This window comes from Vulcaniibacterium thermophilum (genome assembly GCF_007923255.1).
In the GTDB taxonomy this organism is placed as follows: Bacteria; Pseudomonadota; Gammaproteobacteria; order Xanthomonadales; family Xanthomonadaceae; genus Lysobacter_F; species Lysobacter_F thermophilum.
Window position 1 is genome coordinate 22,339 of record NZ_VOHJ01000008.1, and the last position, 20,001, is coordinate 42,339.

Consider the following 20,001-nt stretch of genomic DNA (forward strand, 5'->3'; position numbering starts at 1 on the left):
AAGAAGGGAGCAGGAACGACGCGGCGGCCACGTCCGTGTGCGCGGCCGACCTCGCAACCGCCGCGTCGCCCCCGCAGGGTCGAATCCCCTCCCCGCGCATGGGGATGGGGAGCGGGTTGCGGCCCGCGCTTACTGGCAGGCCTCGCAGCTCTCGGGGTTCTCGAGCGAGCAGGCCAGCGACTGTTGCGGCGTGTAGGCCCCCGCCGCGCCCACCGTCGCCTTGGCGATGCGCGTGGCCGGGCGCGAGCGCAGGTAGTAGGTGGTCTTCAGGCCGCGCTTCCACGCGTACATGTACATGGACGAGAGCCGGCCGATGTTCGGGCTCTCCATGAACAGGTTCAGCGACTGCGACTGGTCCAGGTACGGCCCGCGCGCCGCGGCCAGGTCGATCAGCGCCTTCTGCGGCAGCTCCCACGCGGTGCGGTAGATCGCCTTGAGCGCGTCGGGAATGCCCGGCACGTCCTGGATCGAGCCTTCGGCGAGCTTGATCGCATCGCGCACCTCCGCGGTCCACAGGCCGAGCTTCTTCAACTCCTCCACCAGATAACGGTTGACCTGGAGGAAATCGCCGGAGAGCGTCTCGCGCTTGAACAGGTTGCTCACCTGCGGCTCGATGCACTCGTAGCAGCCGGCGATCGAGGCGATGGTGGCGGTGGGCGCGATCGCCACCAGCAGCGAGTTGCGCAGGCCGTGGCGGGCGATGCGCGCCTTCAGCGCCGCCCACGCCTCCGGCTCGCCCGGGGTCACGCCCCACAGGTCGAACTGCAGCAGTCCCTGCGCGGCGCGGGTTTCGGCGAAGGCCGGGTGCGGGCCGTGCCGTTCGGCCAGTTCGCACGAGGTTTCCAGCGCATGGCGGTAGATGCGCTCGGCGATCTGCGTCGAAAGCGCCAGCGCCTCGGGCGAGTCGAACGGCAGGCGCAGCCGGAAGAACACGTCCTGCAGGCCCATCACCCCCAGCCCCACCGGCCGCCAGCGCAGGTTGGAGCGGCGCGCCGACTCGATCGGATAGAAGTTCAGGTCGATCACCCGGTCGAGCTGCCGCACCGCGATGCGCACGGTCTCGGCCAGGCGGTCGAAATCGAAGGCGGGTTTGCCGTCCTCGTCGGTGCGCAGGTGCTGGCCGAGGTTGATCGAGCCGAGATTGCACACCGCGGTCTCGTCCCGCGACGTCACTTCCAGGATCTCGGTGCACAGGTTCGACAGGTGCACGGTGCGGCCGGGGCCGACCTGGTTGCAGGTGCGGTTGGCCGTGTCCTTGAACGTCATCCAGCCGTTGCCGGTCTCGCCCAGGGTCTTCATCATCCGCGCGTACAGCTCGCGCGCGGGCAGCGTCTTCACCGCCAGGCCCTGGCGCTCGGCCTGCTCGTAGGCGCGCTCGAAGGCCTCGCCCCACAGGTCCGGCAGCTCCGGCACCGTGCCCGGGTCGAACAGCGACCACGGCGCGTCGGCCTCCACCCGGCGCATGAACAGGTCCGGCACCCAGTTGGCCAGGTTCAGGTGGTGGGTGCGGCGCATCTCGTCGCCGGTGTTGTCGCGCAGCTCCAGGAACTCCTCGATGTCGGCGTGCCAGGTCTCCAGGTAGATGCAGGCCGCGCCCTTGCGCTTGCCGCCCTGGTTCACCGCGGCCACCGAGGCGTCGAGGGTCTTCAGCCACGGCACGATGCCGTTGCTGCGGCCGTTGGTGGAGCGGATCAGCGCCCCGCGTGCGCGGATCCGCGAGTACGCCAGACCGATCCCACCGCTGAACTTGGACAGCTGCGCGACCTCGCCGTAGCGGGCATAGATGTCGGCCAGCGTGTCCTGCGGCGAGTCCAGCAGGAAGCACGAGGACAGCTGCTCGTGGCGGGTGCCGGCGTTGAACAGGGTCGGCGAGCTCGGCAGGTAGTCGAGCGAGGACATCAGCCGGTACAGCTCCAGCGCCTCGGCCGGGGTCTCGGTCAGCGCCACCGCGATGCGCATGAAGAACTGCTGCGGGGTCTCGATCACGCAGCGCCTGTGCGGATGGCGCAGCAGGTAGCGGTCGTACAGCGTGCGCAGGCCGAAGTACTCGAAGCGCAGGGTCTGCGCCGGGTCCACCGCGTCGTTGAACTTGCGCGCATGGGCCTGCACCGTGTGGTGCACGCGGTCGCCGATCAGGCCCAGTTCGTGGCCGAGCGCGATGGACTGCGAGAACGAATGCACGCCCAGGCCGGTCACCTCCTTGTCCACGTAGGCGGCGAGCAGGCGCGCGGCCAGGCGCGCGTACTGCGGTTCCTCGGCGGTGAACGCGGCGGCGGTGCGGATCGAGAGCTCGTCCAGCTCGCGGGTGGTGGCGCCGTCGTAGATGCCGGCGATGGTCTTCAGCGCCACCCGCATCGGGTCTATCTCGTCGAGCCCGAACGCCCAGCGCTGCACCGCGCGCACGATCTTGTTCACGTCCACCGGCTCGCGGCGGCCGTCGCGCTTGGTGACGGTCATGGTCGCGGGCTGGTGCGGCGGGGTCAGCTGGAACGCGGATTGCGCGGCGCGCGGTTCGGGCGCAGGCGCGCCGGCGTCGCGCCGGACGGCCTGCGCCAGGTCGGTTTCGGTCAGGGAATGCATGCGGCTGTCCTCTCCAGTGGGTGGAGAGGAAGCGAAAGCGGCGCGACCCGCGGCGAGCCCGAAGCCCCGCCGCGCGAGCACCGGCCCTCGCCCCCTCGGGCGAGCCGGCGTTGCGCACGGCGGAAACGGACGGAACGCGGACGGCACCCCGCCCGCGCTGCGACCGCGTCCTCCCGCGAGGAACGCCTGGCCAAGCGGACGTCGGCACGACGTCCGGTCGCGGCAGGTCTTCGGGCTTCCGGGCGGAGCGGCGGGTGCCGCCGGCCTACTGCGCGTCGCTTCCCGGCCATGTGCCTGGCCAGTGCCTGATGACGCGGGTCGTTCCCGGTTACCGCTGCGGGGCAGCTCCGGAATTGGCCTTCGCCCCGCGGGACGACAGACCGCACCGGATTCCCATTTCAGCCTCCCCCTGGCGGGGTTCGGCACCAGCGACGACCACAAGATAGGGGGATCATCCGTCCAGGTCAACACAACATGCGGCATTCAGGCTGCCTGGATGTCGCGCACCGCCTGCTCGATCTGGCGCGGATCCACGCCACCGACCACCAGTCGCATGGAGTGGCGACGAGCGATTCACCCCCAAAGCGAAGGCCGCCCGAAGGCGGCCTTTTTTCCAACTCTGGCGGTGGTGCCGCCGTCAGCCGTGCAGGCGCTTCGCCACCGCCGCACCGAGATCGCCCGGCGAACGCACGGTGGTCACCCCGGCCTTCTCCAGCGCCGCGAACTTGCCTTCCGCGGTGCCCTTGCCGCCGGAGGCGATCGCGCCGGCATGGCCCATGCGCTTGCCCTTCGGTGCCGAGGCGCCGGCGATGAAGCCGACCACCGGCTTGGTGACGTACTCGGCGATGAACTCGGCGGCCTCCTCCTCGGCGCTGCCGCCGATCTCGCCGACCATGATGATCGCCTCGGTCTGCGGATCGTCCTGGAACAGGCGCAGGGCATCGATGAAGTTCATGCCCTGGATCGGGTCACCGCCGATGCCGATGCAGGTCGACTGGCCGAGGCCGGCGTCGGTGGTCTGCTTGACCGCTTCATAAGTCAGCGTGCCGGAGCGCGACACGATGCCGACCTTGCCCGGCTTGTGGATGTGGCCCGGCATGATGCCGATCTTGCACTCGCCCGGGGTGATGATGCCGGGGCAGTTCGGGCCGATCAGCACGACGTCGTCATAGCCGCGCAGCACGTTCTTCACGCGCAGCATGTCGAGCACCGGGATGCCTTCGGTGATCGCCACGATCACCTTGATGCCGGCGTCGGCGGCCTCGAGGATCGCGTCGGCCGCGAACGGCGGCGGCACGTAGATGACGGAGGCGTCGGCGCCGGTCTCGTCGACCGCGTCCTGCACGGTGTTGAAGACCGGCAGGCCGAGATGCTCGCTGCCGCCCTTGCCGGGCGTCACGCCGCCGACCACCTTCGTGCCGTAGTCGAGCATCTGCTCGGCATGGAAGGTGCCCTGCTGGCCGGTGAAGCCCTGGACGATGACCTTGGTGTTCTTGTTGACCAGAACGGACATTGCATTGTCCCTGTAGGGCGGGCCTCGGCCCGCCGTTGAAGAGTGAGGAGGAGCGTCGGGCCAGGCCCGCCCTGCGATGCGTCAGGCGGCCCGCTTGACGGCCTCGACCGCCTTCTTCGCGCCGTCGTTGATGTCGTCGGCCGGCGTGATCGCCAGGCCCGAGTTCTTCAGCAGCTCCTTGCCCGCCTCGACGTTGGTGCCTTCCAGGCGCACGATCACCGGCACCTTGACGTCCACTTCCTTGACCGCGGCGATGATGCCCTCGGCGATCATGTCGCAGCGGACGATGCCGCCGAAGATGTTGACGAAGATCGCCTTCACCTTGTCGGACGAGAGGATCAGCTTGAACGCCTCGGTGACGCGCTCCTTGGTGGCGCCGCCGCCGACGTCGAGGAAATTCGCCGGCTCGCCGCCGTTGAGCTTGATGACGTCCATCGTCGCCATCGCCAGGCCCGCGCCGTTGACCATGCAGCCGATGTTGCCGTCCATGGTCACGTAGTTGAGGTCGTGCTGGCTGGCCTTGACCTCGGTCTCGTCCTCCTGGCGGATGTCGCGCATGGCGACCAGCTCCGGATGGCGGAACGAGGCGTTGTCGTCGGAGTTGATCTTGCCGTCGAGCACGGCCAGATCGCCGTTGGTGAGGATCGCCAGCGGATTGAGTTCCACCAGCGACAGATCCTTCTCGTTGAACAGCCGGTACAGCCCCAGCATGATCTTGGTCAGCTGGCCGACCTGCTTGGCGTTCAGGCCCATCGCGAAGCCGAGCTGCCGGCACTGGAACGGCTGCAGCCCCTGCACGTAGTTGACGTGCAGCGTGTGGATGGCCTCCGGATTCTCCTCGGCGACCTTCTCGATCTCGACGCCGCCCTCGGCGGAAGCGATGAAGGTGATCGCCTTGCTCGCGCGGTCGACCAGCACCGACAGGTACAGCTCCTTGGCGATGTCGGTGGCCTGCGTCACCAGTACGGTGTCCACCGGCAGCGCGACGCCGGCCGTCTGGTAGGTGGCCATACGCGTGCCCAGCATCGCCTGCGCGTACTCGCGCACCTGATCCAGCGTCTTCGCCAGCTTGACGCCGCCGGCCTTGCCGCGGCCGCCGGCGTGGATCTGCGCCTTGACCACCCAGAAGTCGCCGCCGATCGCCTTCGCCGCGTCGACCGCCTCTTCCGGCGTGCGGGCCACACGGCCGGCCGGCACGGCGATGCCGTAGTCGGCGAACAGCTGCTTTGCCTGATATTCGTGGAAATTCATGCGTCACCGAGGGGAGTGAACCGGGAGCGCCGCCGCGAGCGGGCGGGCGCATGAGCCCGCCATTGTCGCCGATTCGGGCGCGCCGGGGCAAAAGACACCCGCCCGCGCGGGCCCGCTCGTCCGTGCGGCCGCGCGCGCCGGGCCCCTATACTCGCGGCGTGCCGCCCTCGACCGCCGCCGTGGCCACGCCCACCGCCGCCCTGCGGCGCGAGCTGCATTTCTTCACGCTGTACCGGCTGCTGGAAGCGGCGCTGCTGGCGCTGCTCGTGTTCGGTCCGTTCCTCGACCGGCAGCGCGCGCCGCTGCTCGGCACGATCACCGCCGTCACCTACGCCGTGGTCGCGCTGGTGCTGTTCGCGCTCGGCCGCCACGGCAAGGTCGCCACCCACGCCGCGGTCGGCATCTGCGCCGACCTGGCCGCCGCGGCGCTGGCATCGCAGGCGCTGCCGGGCGCGGCGACCAGCATCATGGTGATGCTGCTGTTCAACGTGGCCGCAGCGGCCCTGCTGCTGCCGCTGCGGCAGGGGCTGGCGGTGGCGCTGGGCGCCACCGCCATCGTCATCGGCGACTGGGGCTGGGCGGTCCTCACCCGCGGCGGCGAACCGAGCCTGCTGGAACCGGTGATGTTCGGCCTGGTGTACGTGGCCACCGCGCTGCTGACCAGCTTCGTCGGCCGCGAGATGCGCGCAAGCCAGGACCTCGCCGAGCGCCGCGCCGCCGAGGCGGCCAATCTCGCCGAGGTGAACGAGCTGATCCTGCGTCGCCTGCGCACCGGGGTGCTGGTGGTGGACGGCCGCAGCCACGTGCGGCTGGCGAACGAGGCGGCGATGCTGCTGCTCGGCGAGAACGGCGACCGCAGCGAGCCGGCGCCGCACGCGGTCGATCTCGCCGCCGCCGCGCCCGAGCTGTGCCGCCGGCTCACGCGCTGGCGCATCGACGGCGAGGTGGACGAGACGCCGCTGAAGCTCGCGCCCGACCTGCCGGAAGTGGTGCCGCGCTTCGCGCGCCTGCTGGCCGGCAGCGACCAGGTGCTGATCTTCCTCGACGACGCGTCGCTGGTGTCGCGCCGCGCCGAATCGATCACGCTCGCCACCCTCGGCCGCTTCGCCGCCAGCCTCGCGCACGAGATCCGCAACCCGCTCGCCGCCATCAACTACGCCGTGCAACTGCTGCAGGAGTCGCGCCAGATCCCGCTCGAGGACCGCCGTCTGCTCGACATCATCCGCCAGCAGGGCACCCGCATGAACAACATCGTCGAGAACGTGCTGGGCATGGCGCGACGCGAGCCGGCCAAGCCGGAGCACATCGAGCTGGTCGGCTTCGTGCGCCAGTTCGCCGCCGAGTACGGCGCGCTGCATCCGCTCGAACAGGACCGCCTGCACGCGGACAGCGCGGAGGAGCGCGTCGATGCGCTGTTCGATCCGCGCCAGTTGCACCAGGTGCTGACCGTGCTGGTCAACAACGCGCTGCGCTACGGGCGGCAACCGGGCGAAGCCGCCGACGTCACCCTGCGCGTGGATCGCGATCCGCTGGGCGCGCCGGTGATCGATGTCGTCGATCGCGGTCCGGGCGTGAGCGATGCCGCAATTCCGCACCTGTTCCGCCCCTTCTTCACCACCTCCGGTCACGGCACCGGGCTGGGCCTGTACATCGCGCGCGAGCTCTGCCGCGCCAACCAGGCCAGCCTCGATTACGTGCCCTCCAGCACCGCCGGAAGCCGCTTCCGCGTCCGCCTGTCCACCGCCAGCGCGCTGCTCGCCGCCGCAGGCTGAACGCGCCCGCGCTTGGCCGGGCGCGGCGCGTTGAGCTATCGTGCGGCGAGGGGAGAAAGACAGAATGGTCCAGCACACCGGCGCGCAGCACAGCGCCCTCATCGTCGACGACGAACGCGACATCCGCGAGCTCCTGGTGATGGCGCTCGGCCGGATGGGCCTGCGTTGCGACACCGCGTCCAGTCTCGCCGAAGCGCGCGGCCATCTGGCGCGCGAGCGCTATGCGCTGTGCCTGACCGACATGCGCCTGCCCGACGGTTCCGGCATCGACCTGGTCGCCGAGATCAGCGCGCGCCACCCGAACACGCCGGTGGCGATGATCACCGCGTTCGGCAACGTCGATGCGGCGGTCGAGGCGCTCAAGGCGGGCGCGTTCGATTTCGTCGCCAAGCCGGTCGACCTGAACGTGCTGCGCGACCTCGTCCGCCATGCGCTCGATCTGCACAAGGGCCGGCGCAGCACGCGCGACACCGTCGCCGAGCGCCTGTACGGCCGCTCGCCGGCGATGACGGTGCTGCGCGACACCATCGCCAAGGTCGCGCGCAGCCAGGCGCCGGTCTACATCGCCGGCGAATCGGGCGTCGGCAAGGAACTGGTGGCGCGCACCATCCACAGCGAAAGCCCGCGCGCGCGCGGCCCGTTCGTGCCGGTCAATTGCGGCGCGATCCCGGCCGAACTGATGGAGAGCGAGTTCTTCGGCCACAAGAAGGGCAGCTTCACCGGCGCGCACGCCGACAAGCCCGGCCTGTTCCAGGCCGCCGACGGCGGCACGCTGTTCCTCGACGAGGTCGCCGAGCTGCCGCTGCCGATGCAGGTCAAGCTGCTGCGCGCGATCCAGGAGAAGTCGGTGCGCCCGGTCGGCGCCAACGTCGAAGTGCCGGTCGACGTGCGCATCCTGTCGGCCACGCACAAGGATCTCGCCGCGCTGGTCGCCGAGGGCCGCTTCCGCCAGGACCTCTACTACCGCATCAACGTCATCGAGCTGCGCGTGCCGCCGCTGCGCGAGCGCCAGGAGGATCTGGCGGGCCTGGCCGAGCGCATCCTCGAACGGCTCGCGCTGCAGCAGGGCCGCGCCGTGCCGCGCCTCGGCGAGGACGCGCTCGCCGCGCTGCGCGAATACCCGTTCCCCGGCAACGTGCGCGAGCTGGAGAACATCCTCGAACGCGCGATGGCGCTGTCCGACGGCAACGAACTCACCGCCGCCGACCTGCGCCTGCCGCGCCCGCTTGCGCCCCTGCCCACCGCCGCCCCCTCGCCGCCGACGCATCCCACGCTCAAGCCCGGCGCCGTCGACCCGCGCACCCTGAGCCCGCGCGACACCGGCACCAGCGCCCTGCCCAGCTTCATCGAGGAAATCGAGCGCGCGGCGATCGTCCAGGCGCTGCAGGAAAACCGCTACAACAAGACCAAGACCGCCGCCGCCCTCGGCATCACCTTCCGCGCCCTGCGCTACAAGCTGAAGAAGCTGGGGATCGAGTAGGCGCCTCGCCCTCGCAGCCCCCTGCGGCATTGCCGCTGCGCCCGCGTCCGATTCCTCCTGCCCCCCCCCCGCAGCGATCCGCGCACTGGCGTCACGTAGGCGCCGACCGCTGCCCGACCCGGCTCGCTCCGCGGCAACCACCAAGCTCGCCGCTGCGCGCACGCCGCCGCGCAGGCCCGATCCTGCGCAATGTCCGGCACGCCTCCTGCAGGTGCGGCACGGCACCGCACGCTCCCGCGAACGGCCGCTCATCCACCGTGAGCCCTGCCACGCCGGTCAGGATGTGACGCGCCGCGTCAGGCCGGCGGTCGACATCGCGCGCGGACGCCGACCTTCGTGATCATCGTCACCCCGGCCCCGTGGCCCCAAGCGCGATTCCCAGGTTGGCACGCCTTGTGCGTATGATCGGGTGCACGTGCTCGCTGCACGGGCGCCCGAAGGACCTCATCCAGGTCAGCGGGCACGTGATGTCCAACCACTCCTAGGGGAAAACCTCATGAAGAACCAGCAAGGCTTCACGCTGATCGAACTGATGATCGTGATCGCGATCGTCGCCATTCTGGTGGCCTTGGCTCTGCCGGCCTATCAGGACTACACCATCCGCGCCAAGGTTGGTGAAGGCCTGGCGCAGGCCGCCGCGGCCAAGACGGCCGTTGCGGAAGCCGCTGCGTCCTGCGCGACCGGTCTCGCCGGCGTCGAGGGCGGCGGCACCGGATGCGATACTGGTTATACGTTCGCTGGCACCGAGTACGTTGACAGCATCACGATCGCTGAAGGCGGCGAAATTACCGTCAACACCCAGAATACTGGCGCCTCGACTGACCCCGTGCTGACGCTGACCCCTGCGCAAGCCACCCAGGATGACCCTGTGACTTGGACCTGCACGTCGACGGCCGCCAAGGCATCGCACGTTCCGGCTACCTGCCGGTAACCGAGCAGAGAGCAGACAAGCCCCGGCAGCGATGCCGGGGCTTTTTTTGTGATAGGCACACGCTTTGTCCTTTGATCCCACACCAACTTCCTACTTGTTCACACAAGCGGCACAGTCACGGTGTACGGCAATGCGGCTTTGGAGTAGGCTCCTAAGGGGGAGTTGATTGGGGCAACGATGAGCAGCCTGCCGACGGTCAACCTGGTTGGCATCACGGGCGTCGCCCGACGCTTGGTGTTGGATGGGGTACTGGAAGAGCAAGCTGCGCGGGAGGCCATGGCGGCCGCGAGCGCCGAGCGCAAGCCTCTTCCACAGTTCTTGTTAGATAAAAAAGTCGTAACCGCGCTTCAACTAGCAGCGGCCAACTCGGTCGAGTTCGGCATACCGTTGTTTGATGTCGAGTCGCTTGATGCGCAGCACTCCGCAATCAAGCTCGTCAGTGAAGAGCTGATTCGCCGGCATGAAGCGCTACCGCTTTTCAAGCGTGGTAACCGGCTTTTCGTTGGCATTTCCGAGCCCACGAATACGCGAGCACTAGACGACATCAAGTTCCAGACAAATCTGGCTGTAGAGCCAGTCCTCGTCGATCCGGAGCGCATTCACCGGATGATTGAGCAGTGGCTGTCTGCTTCGGATGCGCTCACAGGCGAGATCGACGACGCGGAGGGGCTCGAGAATCTTGAAGTATCTAGCGCGGACGATGAGGTAGGGGCTGACTCCAGCGGTGGGGTCGATGCGAAGGGCGACGACACCCCGGTCGTCAAGTTCGTCAACAAGGTGCTCGTCGACGCCATCCGGCGCGGCGCTTCGGACATCCATTTCGAACCCTACGAAGCCGACTACCGCGTGCGCGTGCGCATCGACGGCCTGCTCAAGCAGGTCGCGCGCGTGCCGGTGAAGCTGCACACGCGCATCGCGGCGCGTCTGAAGGTGATGGCGCAGCTCGACATCGCCGAGAAGCGCGTGCCGCAGGACGGCCGTATCAAGCTGAACCTGTCCAAGACCAAGCAGATCGACTTTCGCGTCAGCACGCTGCCGACGCTGTTCGGCGAAAAGGTCGTACTGCGCGTGCTCGACGCCAGTGCGGCCAAGCTCGGCATCGACAAGCTGGGGTACGAGGAGGACCAGAAGCGCCTGTTCCTCGATGCCATCCAGAAGCCCTACGGCATGGTGCTGGTGACCGGCCCCACCGGCTCGGGCAAGACGGTTTCGCTCTACACGGCGCTCAACATCCTCAACGACGAGAACCGCAACATCTCCACCGTCGAGGACCCGGTCGAAATCCGCGTGCCGGGCATCAACCAGGTGCAGATGAACGTCAAGCGCGGCATGACCTTCGCCGCCGCGCTGCGCGCGTTCCTGCGCCAGGACCCGGACGTGATCATGGTCGGCGAGATCCGCGACCTCGAGACCGCGGAGATCGCGATCAAGGCCGCGCAGACCGGCCACATGGTCCTGTCCACCCTGCACACCAACGATGCGCCGCAGACCATCGCGCGCCTGATGAACATGGGCGTGGCGCCGTACAACATCACCTCGGCGGTGACGCTGGTCATCGCCCAGCGCCTCGCGCGCCGCCTGCACGAGTGCAAGCGCGAGGTGCATCTGCCCGAACACGCCCTGCTGGCCGAAGGGTTCACCCGCGAGGAAATCGCCGCGGGCCTGAAGGTCTACGAGCCGGTCGGTTGCCCCGAGTGCACCGAAGGCTACAAGGGCCGCACCGGCATCTATCAGGTGATGCCGATGTCGGAAGAGATCCAGCAGATCGTGCTGCAGGGCGGCAATGCCATGCAGATCGCCGAAGCGTGCAAGCGCGCGGGCATCCGCGACCTGCGCGAGTCCGCCCTGCTGAAAGTCAAGAACGGCATCACCAGCCTCGCCGAAATCAACCGCGTCACCAAGGATTGAGTCCCATGGCCGCCTCCCGTTCCGTTGCCAAGCCCGAGACCGTCCGCCGCGCGGAGGCCCTGCCCATCTTCGTGTGGCAGGGCACCGACAAGCGCGGAGTGAAGATGAAGGGCGAGGTGCCCGCGCGAAATGCCAACCTGGTGCGGGCCGAACTTCGTCGACAGGGAATCACGCCGACGGTTGTTAAGCCGAAGCCGAAGCCACTTTTCGGCGGAGCTGGGCGGGCCATCACACCTCGTGACATTGCGTTTTTCAGCCGCCAGATCGCCACGATGATGAAGTCGGGCGTACCGATCGTCACTTCGATGGAGATCCTCGCGGGCGGCCAGAAGAATCCCCGCATGAAGTCGCTCATCAATACGATTCGCGCCGATATCGAGAGCGGCTCATCGTTGTACGAGGCTTTGAGCAAACATCCGGTTCAGTTCGACGAGCTGTACCGCAACCTGGTGCGTGCAGGCGAATCCGCGGGTGTACTCGAGACGGTACTCGACACGATCGCCACCTACAAGGAGAACATCGAGACGCTGAAGGGAAAGATCAAGAAGGCGATGTTCTACCCCGCGATGGTCGTCGCGGTTGCCATTCTTGTCAGCTCTATCCTTCTGATCTGGGTCGTCCCGCAGTTCGAAGAAGTCTTCAAGGGCTTTGACGCGGACCTGCCTGCTTTCACCAAGATGATCATCGCAATGAGCGATTTCATGATCTCGTGGTGGTGGCTCATGTTGCTAGGGACCGTCGGCTTGGTCGTCGCTTTCATCATGCTTAAAAAGCGCTCGCCTGCTTTCGCCCATTTCCTTGATCGCACAGTGCTTAAAGTTCCTGTGATCGGGCAGATCATGCACAACGCCGCCATCGCCCGTTTTTCGCGGACGCTTGCCGTCACGTTTAAGGCCGGCGTGCCGCTCGTCGAGGCGTTGGATTCGGTTTCGGGCGCAACCGGCAACATGGTGTACACGGAAGCGGTCCGCCGGATCCGCGACGATGTCGCCGTGGGCTATCAGCTCAACATGGCGATGAAGCAGACCAATCTGTTTCCGCACATGGTGGTACAGATGGCAGCGATCGGCGAAGAGGCTGGCGCGCTGGATGCCATGCTGTTCAAGGTGGCTGAGTACTACGAGCAGGAAGTGAACAACGCGGTGGATGCATTGGCCAGCCTGATCGAGCCGCTGATCATGGTCTTTCTTGGCGTCTTGGTCGGCGGCATGGTGATTGGCATGTACCTGCCGATCTTCAAGCTCGCCGGCGCGGTCTGACGGAGCGCGGATCGCTCGATGGCATTCCTCGACCAGAACCCCGGCCTCGGGTATCCGCTCGCGGCCGGGTTGGGGCTGCTGGTGGGCAGCTTTCTGAATGTGGTGATCCTGCGCCTGCCGCCGCGGCTGGAGTGGCAGTGGAAACGCGATGCGCGCGAAGTGCTGGAGCAGCCGGACGTCTACGATCCGCCGCCGCCCGGGATCGTGGTCGAGCGTTCGCATTGCCCGCACTGCAAGCGGGTGCTGCGCTGGTACGAGAACATCCCGGTGCTGAGCTACGCGTTGCAGCGTGGACGCTGCCGCGGCTGCGGCGCGCGCATCTCGCTGCAGTATCCGCTGGTGGAACTGCTGACGATGCTGCTGTTCCTGGTCTGCGTCTGGCAGTTCGGGTTCGGCTGGCAGGGCTTCGGCGCGATGGTGTTCACCGGGTTCCTGATCGCGCTTTCCGGCATCGATCTGCGCACCCAGTACCTGCCCGATTCGCTGACCCTGCCGCTGATGTGGCTCGGCCTGGTGGCGGCCTCCGACAACCTCTACATGCCGGTGAAGCCGGCCCTGCTCGGCGCCATGGTGGGCTATCTCAGCCTGTGGAGCGTGTGGTGGCTGTTCAAGCAGCTCACCGGCAAGGAGGGCATGGGCCACGGCGACTTCAAGCTGCTCGCCGCGATCGGCGCCTGGGTGGGGCTGAAGGGCATCCTGCCGACGATCCTCGTGTCTTCGCTGGTCGGCGCCGTCGTCGGCTCGATCTGGCTGGCGATGAAGGGACGCGACCGTGGCACGCCGATCCCGTTCGGGCCGTATCTGGCGATCGCCGGGTGGATCGTGTTCTTCTGGGGCGGAGAGCTGATCGACGCCTATCTGCGCTGGGGCCTCGGCTGAGCACCCTGGGGGCTTGATGCGCAGTGGGCGCGGCCCGAGCTCGCAAGGCGATCCCGGTGCCGGGCGCGGCCTGCGGTCGTGGGCCGGGGTTGGACGATCGCTTCGGGCGGCGGATCGCGGCTGAAGCCGCCCCTACACGGTCGCGAGGGAGCGGTAGCGGCGATCGAGGGCGGCCACGTGGCCGGCAAGCGCCAAGGGGTTGCCGTCGTTGACCAGCACGTCGTCGGCGATGGCCAGGCGTTGCGCGCGCGACGCCTGCGCGTCCAGCATCCGCTGCGCGAGGCCGGCGTCGATACCGTCGCGAAGCATCAGACGCGCGCGCTGCACGTCGGTCGGCACGTCGATGACCAACACCCGCTGCAGCCACGGGTAGGCCTCGCGCCCGGCTTCGGCGAGCAGCGGGATCATCGCGACGGCATACGGTCCGGGCGCGGCCCGGCAGGCTTGCCGCATCGCCTCGCGCACGCGCGGATGCACGATCGCCTCCAGCGCGCGGCGCGCCTCGGGATCGCCGAATACGCGGCGGCGCATCGCCGCCCGGTCGAGCGCGCCGGTGGCGTCGAGCACCTCGACGCCGAAGCGCTCGATCAAGGCGGCGAGCCCGGGCGAGCCGGGCGCGACGGCCTCGCGCGCGGCGAGGTCGGCATCGACGACCACGACCCCGAGACGTTCGAACTCGCGGCCGACCGTGCTCTTGCCGGATGCGATGCCGCCGGTGAGGCCGACCACGTATTCGCTCATGCGGGCTTCGAAACGGGGCATGGGCATGCCCTTCCGCGGCGATTATCCCCGCTGCCGCAGGGGAAGGAGCGGATCCGTGCCCACGGGCTCCCGCCGCTGCGCTCGTCCCGAGCCTGTCGATGGACCCGAGCGCCGGTCGCGAGGTCGCAGGTTCCAAGAATCGCGCAGACGACGCGAGACCTCACGGCCACAGCCCGCGGATCGCCGCGATCCCCTGCGCGCCGTGGCGGCGCGCCTCCGCGAGGTCGCTGCGATCCAGGCCGCCGATGGCGTAGATCGGCAGCGCGACTTCCGCGCGCAACGCCGCGAATCCGTCCCAGCCGAGGCCGGCCTGTCCCGGATGGCTGGCCGTCGGCTTCACCGGGCCGAGCACGACGAAGTCGCAGCCGAGCGTCTCGGCGGCGCGCAGCTCGTCGAGGTCGTGGCACGACGCCGCGAGCGGCTGTCCGGCCGCGATCGGGCGCACCCACAGCGAACGCAGTTGCGTCGCGCGCAGATGCAGGCCGATGCCGAGCTGCTGCGCCAGCCGCACGTCGCCGTTCACCAGCACCTCCGCACCGGCGGCGCGGCACCGGAGCGCCGCCTGCCGCACGAGCGGGTGCCAGCGCGCGGGCTCGGCGTCGGGGGCGCGCAGTTGCACGCGGCGCACGCCGGCGGCGAGCGCGCGATCCAGGGCCGCCAGCCATGCGGCCTCGTCGTCGCCGGGCGCGGGCGTGACCAGGTACTCGGCCGGCTGGCGCAACGCCGCCACCACCGGCCGGTCCGCCGGCGGCATCGCGTACTGGTGCAGCTTGTGCGGCGGGACCCACGCCAGCGCCTGCCCTTCGCGCCCGCGCACGACGCCGCTCCACGCCGCCAGCTCGCGCACGTCCAGCCGCAGGTGTTTGTCGGGATAGCGCTGCGGTACGCGGATCACCGGCGCGCCGGGTTCGATCTCGATCCCGAGCTCCTCGCGCAATTCGCGCGCGAGCGCGCCTTCGGCGGTTTCGCCGGGCTCGCGCTTGCCGCCCGGAAACTCCCACAGCCCCGCCAGATCGCGGCCTTCCGTGCGTCGCGCCAGCAGGATGCGCCCGCGCGTGTCGCGGATGACGGCGGCGACGACGTCGATGGCGCGGGATTCGGAAGTCAGGAGTCGGGATTCGGAAAAGCGGCCGTCCTGGCGGTGATGCCGCCCTGGCGGTTCCGCTGACGCTGCACCGTCGTCGCGATCCGGGCTGCCTTGCGTTCGGGGGGCACTCGAATCCCGAATGCCCGATCCCGAATCCGAAGCCCGGCTCTTACGCCAACTGCCCATGGCAGTGCTTGTACTTCTTGCCGCTGCCGCAGGGGCACGGGTCGTTGCGGCCGACCTTCGGCATGGCGGCGAGCGCGTCGCTCTCGGCCTGCGCGGCCTCCTCGTCGGCGCCGAAACCGCCCGCGCTGGCGTGCTGGAACTGCATCTGCCGCGCCACGGCCTCGGCCTGCGCGCGCTCGGCCGCCTCCATCATCGCGATCTCCTCCTCGCTGCGGATGCGCACGCGGGCGAGCAGCGTGATGACGTCGCGCTTGACCTTCTCCAGCATGTCCGAGAACAACTCGAACGCCTCGCGCTTGTACTCCTGCTTGGGCTGCTTCTGCGCGTAGCCGCGCAGGTGGATGCCCTGGCGCAGGTAGTCCATGCGCGCGAGGTGCTCCTTCCAGTTCTGGTCGAGCACGTTGAGCATGATGTGCTTCTCGAGCAGACGCATGGTCTCGCTGCCGATCTGCTGCTCGCGCTCGGCGAAGTGGCGGGCGACCGCGTCCTGCACGTGCTCGAGGATGCCTTCGGCGTCGATTTCCTTCGCGCCCGCGACCAGACCCTGCAGGTCGACGCGCACGCCGAGCTCCTGTTCGAGCGTCGCCTGCAGCCCCGGCAGATCCCACTGTTCGTCGATCGACTGCGGCGGCACGAAGCGGGTCACGAACTCGGCGACCACGTCGCGACGGATGCCTTCGATGTTCTCGCGGATGTCCTCCGCGTCCAGCAGCTCGTCGCGCTGGGCGTAGATGACCTTGCGCTGGTCGTTGTTGACGTCGTCGAACTCGAGCAGGTTCTTGCGGATGTCGAAGTTGTGCGCCTCGACCTTGCGCTGCGCGTTGGCGATCTGCTTGGTGACCAGCGGCGACTCGATGATGTCGTCTTCCTTCAGGCCCATGCGCGCCATCACGCGCTGCACCCAGTCGGCCGCGAAGATGCGCATCAGGTTGTCTTCGAGCGACAGGTAGAAGCGCGAAGAACCCGGGTCGCCCTGGCGGCCGGCGCGGCCGCGCAGCTGGTTGTCGATGCGGCGCGACTCGTGGCGTTCGGTGCCGATGATGTGCAGGCCGCCGAGCGCCTTGACCTCGTCGTGCCGCTTCTGCCATTCGGCCTTCAGCCGCGCCTTGGTGACCTCGTCCGGTTCGACGCCGCCGTTCTGCGCCGTCAGTTCGGCGATCTCCGCCTCCAGCGAGCCGCCGAGCACGATGTCGGTGCCGCGGCCGGCCATGTTGGTGGCGATGGTCACCGCGCCGGGACGGCCGGCCTGCGCCACGATCTGCGCCTCGCGCTCGTGCTGCTTGGCGTTGAGCACCTGGTGCGGGATGCCGGCCGCGCGCAACTGCTCGCTGAGCATCTCGGACACCTCGATCGAGGTGGTGCCCACCAGCACCGGCTGGCCGCGCGAGTGGCAGTCCTTGATCTCGTTGACGACCGCGCGGTACTTGCCGGCCTTGTTGAGGAACACCGCGTCCGGATGGTCCTTGCGGACCATCGGGCGGTGGGTCGGGATCACCACCACCTCCAGGCCGTAGATGCTCTGGAACTCGTAGGCCTCGGTGTCGGCGGTGCCGGTCATGCCCGCGAGCTTGCGGTACATGCGGAACAGGTTCTGGAAGGTGATCGAGGCGAGGGTCTGGTTCTCGCGCTGGACCGGCACGCCCTCCTTCGCCTCCACCGCCTGGTGCAGGCCGTCGGACCAGCGCCGGCCCGGCAGCGTGCGACCGGTGAACTCGTCGACGATGATCACCTCGCCGTCGCGCACGATGTAATCGACGTCGCGCTGGTAGATCGCGTGCGCGCGCAGCGCGGCGTTGAGGTGGTGCACGACGTGGATGTTGTGCGGCGCGTACAGGCTCTCGTCCTCGGCCAGGATGCCGGCGCGGCGCAGCAGTTCCTCGGCGTGCTCCTGACCGGCCTCGGACAGGTGCACCTGCTTGCTCTTCTCGTCGACCCAGTAGTCGCCGATGCCGTCCTCGGTCTGCTGCCGCGTCATGTTCGGCACGATGCGGTTGACCTTGATGTACAGCTCGGGCGACTCGTCGGCCGGACCGGAGATGATCAGCGGCGTGCGCGCCTCGTCGATCAGGATCGAGTCGACCTCGTCGACGATCGCGAAGTTCAGGCCGCGCTGGAAGCGGTCCTCCTTCGACAGCGCCATGTTGTCGCGGAGGTAGTCGAAGCCGATCTCGTTGTTGGTGGCGTAGGTGATGTCGGCCTCGTATGCCGCCTTCTTGTCGGAATGCGGCATGCCCGGGTAGACCACGCCCACCGACAGGCCCAGCCATGAGTACAGGCGGCCCATCCACGAGGAGTCGCGTTTGGCGAGGTAGTCGTTCACGGTGACGACGTGCACGCCCTTGCCTTCCAGCGCGTTGAGGTAGACCGGCAGCGTCGCCACCAGCGTCTTGCCTTCGCCGGTGCGCATCTCGGCGATCTTGCCCAGGTGCAGCACCATGCCGCCGATCAACTGCACGTCGTAATGGCGCATGCCGAGCACGCGCCTGCTCGCCTCGCGGCAGACCGCGAACGCCTCCGGCAGCAGCTTGTCGAGCGATTCGCCGTTGGCGATGCGCTGCTTGAACTCCGGGGTCTTGGCCTGCAGTTCCGCGTCGGAGAGCTTCTCCATCTGCGGCTCGAGCGCGTTGATCTTGTCGACGGTGCGTTGGAGCTGGCGCAGCAGGCGTTCGTTGCGACTGCCGAAAACGCGGGTAAGCAGGCTGTTGAGCATGGAGGGATCCGGAAGGGTGGACGGCGCGGGGCCGCGACCACAAACGAAAACAGGGCGCCGGGCGCCCTGCTTCCAAGGTGAAACCGAGTCAGGCGAACCGCATTCTAGCGTGGTGGCGCCGGGCCGCGAATCAAGTGCCCGGGCCTCAGCGCCGCAGCGGCGACTGCTGGCTGAGGAACTTGCGCGGATCCACCACGCGGCCGTTCTCCCACACTTCGAAATGGACGTGGGCGCCGGTCGAGCGGCCGGTCGAGCCGGCCTTGGCGACTTCCTGCCCCGCCCGCACCAGATCGCCCACCCGGCGCGTGAGGCGCGAGTTGTGCGCGTAGCGGGTCACGTAGCCGTTGCCGTGATCGACCTCGATCACGTTGCCGTAACCGGCGCGCGCGCCGGCGAAGCTGACCACGCCGTCGGCCACTGCCAGCACCGGATCGCCGACGTCGGCCTCGAAATCGATGCCCTTGTGGAACTGGGTGCCGCCGCCGAACGGATCGGCGCGGCCGCCGAACCCGGAGGTGACGTAGCTGTCGGAGATCGGCGCGCGCGAGGGCACCGCGTTCATGTCGAGCTGGCGGTTGAACAGCAGCGCTTCCAGCACGGAGAGCTGCTCGCCCGAGGCGCCGAACTGAGCGTCGAGCCGCGCCATCCCCTGCTCCAGCTCGCGCCGGGAGATGTCGCGCACGGGACCGGCGCCACCGACGCCGACCGGCCGTTCGAAATCGAACTCGCCGTCCTGCAACTGGCCGATGCGGGTCAGGCGCTCGCCGAGCGCGTTGAGACGGTTGGCTTCGGCCTGCAGCTCGCCGAGGCGGGCGGCCAGCGCGTTGAGTTCGCGCTGCGCGCCGCGGCGGGTGGCTTCCAGCTCGGCCTGCTGCTGGCGCAACTGCGCGCGCAACTGAACGTTCTCGGCGGCGCTCAGCCCGGCGCCCATCAGCAATCCCGAAAGGAGTACGCTGGCGAACGCGAGCGCCGGCCTGCGCGCGGCGAAGTCGCCGGCGATCTGCAGGTACCGCCCGAAGCCGGTACGCGACGTCTTCATCACGGGTCGTTTGAGCATTGTCCTCGATGTCCGATTCCCGATCCCCGCGCCGTCCGGCCCCGCAGCCCGCGCTCGATGCGCTGCTGAAGGAACCCGCCGGCGACGTCGTCCGCCGCGCCCTGTGGCTGGACGAACTGGACCGTCGGTTGCGCCCCTGCCTGCCGGAGCCGCTGGCCGCCCATGCGAGGCTGGCCAACGTCGACCGCAACAGGCTCGTGTTCGTCGTCGATGCTCCGGTGTGGCGCGCCAGACTGCGGCTTGCCGCGCCGGAGATCCTCGACGCAGCCCGGTCCTTCGGGCTGGGTGCGACGGAACTGGTGGTCAGGACCGCCCTCGACTGCACGGGATCCCGGCCGGCCGCTCCCCTTCGGCCACACCGAAGCCTCGCACCCAGATCGGCCGAGACGCAGGAAGCCCTGCGCGCGGCCCTGGCGTCGCTCTCGTCCGCGGATCCCGAGCCAGGCGACGCCCCCTGACCGGGCCGCCCGGCGTGCCGGGGCGGACGAAGGGGGGATGCTACTGGGGTGCACCCGCCGGGGTGTTAACTCCCGGGCCCGGTTCGCTAGAAATCCGTTAAGAATGAGTTAAACGCTCACCTGGGGTTCACAAGGTGAGACGTCGGTCCGGCGTGAAGCGGCCGTGGG

The 20,001-nt window shown here is 68.8% G+C and carries 14 protein-coding genes and 1 riboswitch; of the genes, 7 read left to right on the top strand and 7 right to left on the bottom strand.

Annotation, left to right across the window (positions count from 1 at the left end; genetic code table 11):
- Positions 1-129 precede the first annotated feature (129 nt).
- The 3 genes from FQY64_RS05045 to sucC all read right to left on the bottom strand — a co-directional run bounded on the left by FQY64_RS05045 (position 130) and on the right by sucC (position 5,344).
- Complete coding sequence (locus FQY64_RS05045; protein WP_146472663.1) at positions 130-2,457, bottom strand: ribonucleoside-diphosphate reductase subunit alpha; 2,328 nt, start codon at positions 2,455-2,457, stop codon at positions 130-132.
- A gap of 327 nt (positions 2,458-2,784) precedes the next feature.
- Positions 2,785-3,026: riboswitch (cobalamin riboswitch) on the bottom strand.
- A 191-nt stretch (positions 3,027-3,217) separates the two neighbouring features.
- Positions 3,218-4,093 (bottom strand): succinate--CoA ligase subunit alpha, encoded by an 876-nt coding sequence (sucD, locus tag FQY64_RS05050; RefSeq protein ID WP_146472614.1) that lies wholly within the window; start codon positions 4,091-4,093, stop codon positions 3,218-3,220.
- A gap of 81 nt (positions 4,094-4,174) precedes the next feature.
- Positions 4,175-5,344: an ADP-forming succinate--CoA ligase subunit beta gene (gene sucC / locus FQY64_RS05055; protein WP_146472615.1), complete on the bottom strand. Its 1,170-nt coding sequence runs from the start codon at positions 5,342-5,344 to the stop codon at positions 4,175-4,177.
- Between the two features lie 158 nt (positions 5,345-5,502).
- Between sucC and FQY64_RS05060 the strand changes: the two genes are divergently transcribed.
- The 6 genes from FQY64_RS05060 to FQY64_RS05085 all read left to right on the top strand — a co-directional run bounded on the left by FQY64_RS05060 (position 5,503) and on the right by FQY64_RS05085 (position 13,573).
- Positions 5,503-7,116: a sensor histidine kinase gene (locus FQY64_RS05060; RefSeq protein ID WP_386112885.1), complete on the top strand. Its 1,614-nt coding sequence runs from the start codon at positions 5,503-5,505 to the stop codon at positions 7,114-7,116.
- A 64-nt stretch (positions 7,117-7,180) separates the two neighbouring features.
- Entirely contained in the window at positions 7,181-8,596 is a 1,416-nt protein-coding gene (locus FQY64_RS05065; RefSeq protein WP_146472617.1) for a sigma-54-dependent transcriptional regulator, read from the top strand.
- Between the two features lie 496 nt (positions 8,597-9,092).
- Positions 9,093-9,527: a pilin gene (locus tag FQY64_RS05070; protein ID WP_146472618.1), complete on the top strand. Its 435-nt coding sequence runs from the start codon at positions 9,093-9,095 to the stop codon at positions 9,525-9,527.
- Between the two features lie 177 nt (positions 9,528-9,704).
- Positions 9,705-11,435 carry a type IV-A pilus assembly ATPase PilB gene (gene pilB / locus FQY64_RS05075; protein ID WP_146472619.1) on the top strand — a complete coding sequence of 577 codons (1,731 nt, stop codon included), beginning with the start codon at positions 9,705-9,707 and terminating at the stop codon, positions 11,433-11,435.
- A gap of 5 nt (positions 11,436-11,440) precedes the next feature.
- The gene (locus FQY64_RS05080) at positions 11,441-12,694 is read left to right on the top strand and encodes a type II secretion system F family protein (protein WP_146472620.1); all 1,254 of its coding nucleotides are present in this window, start codon (positions 11,441-11,443) and stop codon (positions 12,692-12,694) included.
- A gap of 18 nt (positions 12,695-12,712) precedes the next feature.
- Positions 12,713-13,573: a prepilin peptidase gene (locus FQY64_RS05085; protein WP_146472621.1), complete on the top strand. Its 861-nt coding sequence runs from the start codon at positions 12,713-12,715 to the stop codon at positions 13,571-13,573.
- Between the two features lie 132 nt (positions 13,574-13,705).
- On the opposite strand, the gene coaE is transcribed toward FQY64_RS05085, so the two are convergent.
- The 4 genes from coaE to FQY64_RS05105 all read right to left on the bottom strand — a co-directional run bounded on the left by coaE (position 13,706) and on the right by FQY64_RS05105 (position 19,357).
- Positions 13,706-14,314 (bottom strand): dephospho-CoA kinase, encoded by a 609-nt coding sequence (coaE, locus tag FQY64_RS05090; protein WP_146472664.1) that lies wholly within the window; start codon positions 14,312-14,314, stop codon positions 13,706-13,708.
- Between the two features lie 181 nt (positions 14,315-14,495).
- Positions 14,496-15,443, bottom strand: a complete 948-nt coding sequence (locus FQY64_RS05095) for a Nudix family hydrolase (RefSeq protein ID WP_146472665.1) — start codon at positions 15,441-15,443, stop codon at positions 14,496-14,498.
- A 148-nt stretch (positions 15,444-15,591) separates the two neighbouring features.
- Positions 15,592-18,318, bottom strand: a complete 2,727-nt coding sequence (secA, locus tag FQY64_RS05100; RefSeq protein ID WP_146472622.1) for a preprotein translocase subunit SecA — start codon at positions 18,316-18,318, stop codon at positions 15,592-15,594.
- 145 nt (positions 18,319-18,463) lie between these two features.
- Complete coding sequence (locus tag FQY64_RS05105) at positions 18,464-19,357, bottom strand: M23 family metallopeptidase (RefSeq protein ID WP_229814892.1); 894 nt, start codon at positions 19,355-19,357, stop codon at positions 18,464-18,466.
- Between the two features lie 26 nt (positions 19,358-19,383).
- On the opposite strand from FQY64_RS05105, the gene FQY64_RS05110 reads away from it, so the two are divergent.
- Positions 19,384-19,833 (top strand): DciA family protein, encoded by a 450-nt coding sequence (locus FQY64_RS05110; RefSeq protein ID WP_146472624.1) that lies wholly within the window; start codon positions 19,384-19,386, stop codon positions 19,831-19,833.
- The last annotated feature ends 168 nt before the right edge of the window (positions 19,834-20,001 follow it).

What these genes read in the sequence shown, in the direction of transcription:
- FQY64_RS05085 (WP_146472621.1), top strand. Translation starts at nt 12,713, where the DNA reads ATGGCATTCCTCGACCAGAACCCCGGCCTCGGGTATCCGCTCGCGGCC.
- pilB (WP_146472619.1), top strand. Translation starts at nt 9,705, where the DNA reads ATGAGCAGCCTGCCGACGGTCAACCTGGTTGGCATCACGGGCGTCGCC.
- FQY64_RS05105 (WP_229814892.1), bottom strand. Translation starts at nt 19,357, where the DNA reads ATGAAGACGTCGCGTACCGGCTTCGGGCGGTACCTGCAGATCGCCGGC.
- sucD (WP_146472614.1), bottom strand. Translation starts at nt 4,093, where the DNA reads ATGTCCGTTCTGGTCAACAAGAACACCAAGGTCATCGTCCAGGGCTTC.
- FQY64_RS05045 (WP_146472663.1), bottom strand. Translation starts at nt 2,457, where the DNA reads ATGACCGTCACCAAGCGCGACGGCCGCCGCGAGCCGGTGGACGTGAAC.
- FQY64_RS05065 (WP_146472617.1), top strand. Translation starts at nt 7,181, where the DNA reads ATGGTCCAGCACACCGGCGCGCAGCACAGCGCCCTCATCGTCGACGAC.
- sucC (WP_146472615.1), bottom strand. Translation starts at nt 5,344, where the DNA reads ATGAATTTCCACGAATATCAGGCAAAGCAGCTGTTCGCCGACTACGGC.
- FQY64_RS05070 (WP_146472618.1), top strand. Translation starts at nt 9,093, where the DNA reads ATGAAGAACCAGCAAGGCTTCACGCTGATCGAACTGATGATCGTGATC.
- coaE (WP_146472664.1), bottom strand. Translation starts at nt 14,314, where the DNA reads ATGAGCGAATACGTGGTCGGCCTCACCGGCGGCATCGCATCCGGCAAG.
- FQY64_RS05110 (WP_146472624.1), top strand. Translation starts at nt 19,384, where the DNA reads ATGTCCGATTCCCGATCCCCGCGCCGTCCGGCCCCGCAGCCCGCGCTC.
- secA (WP_146472622.1), bottom strand. Translation starts at nt 18,318, where the DNA reads ATGCTCAACAGCCTGCTTACCCGCGTTTTCGGCAGTCGCAACGAACGC.
- FQY64_RS05080 (WP_146472620.1), top strand. Translation starts at nt 11,441, where the DNA reads ATGGCCGCCTCCCGTTCCGTTGCCAAGCCCGAGACCGTCCGCCGCGCG.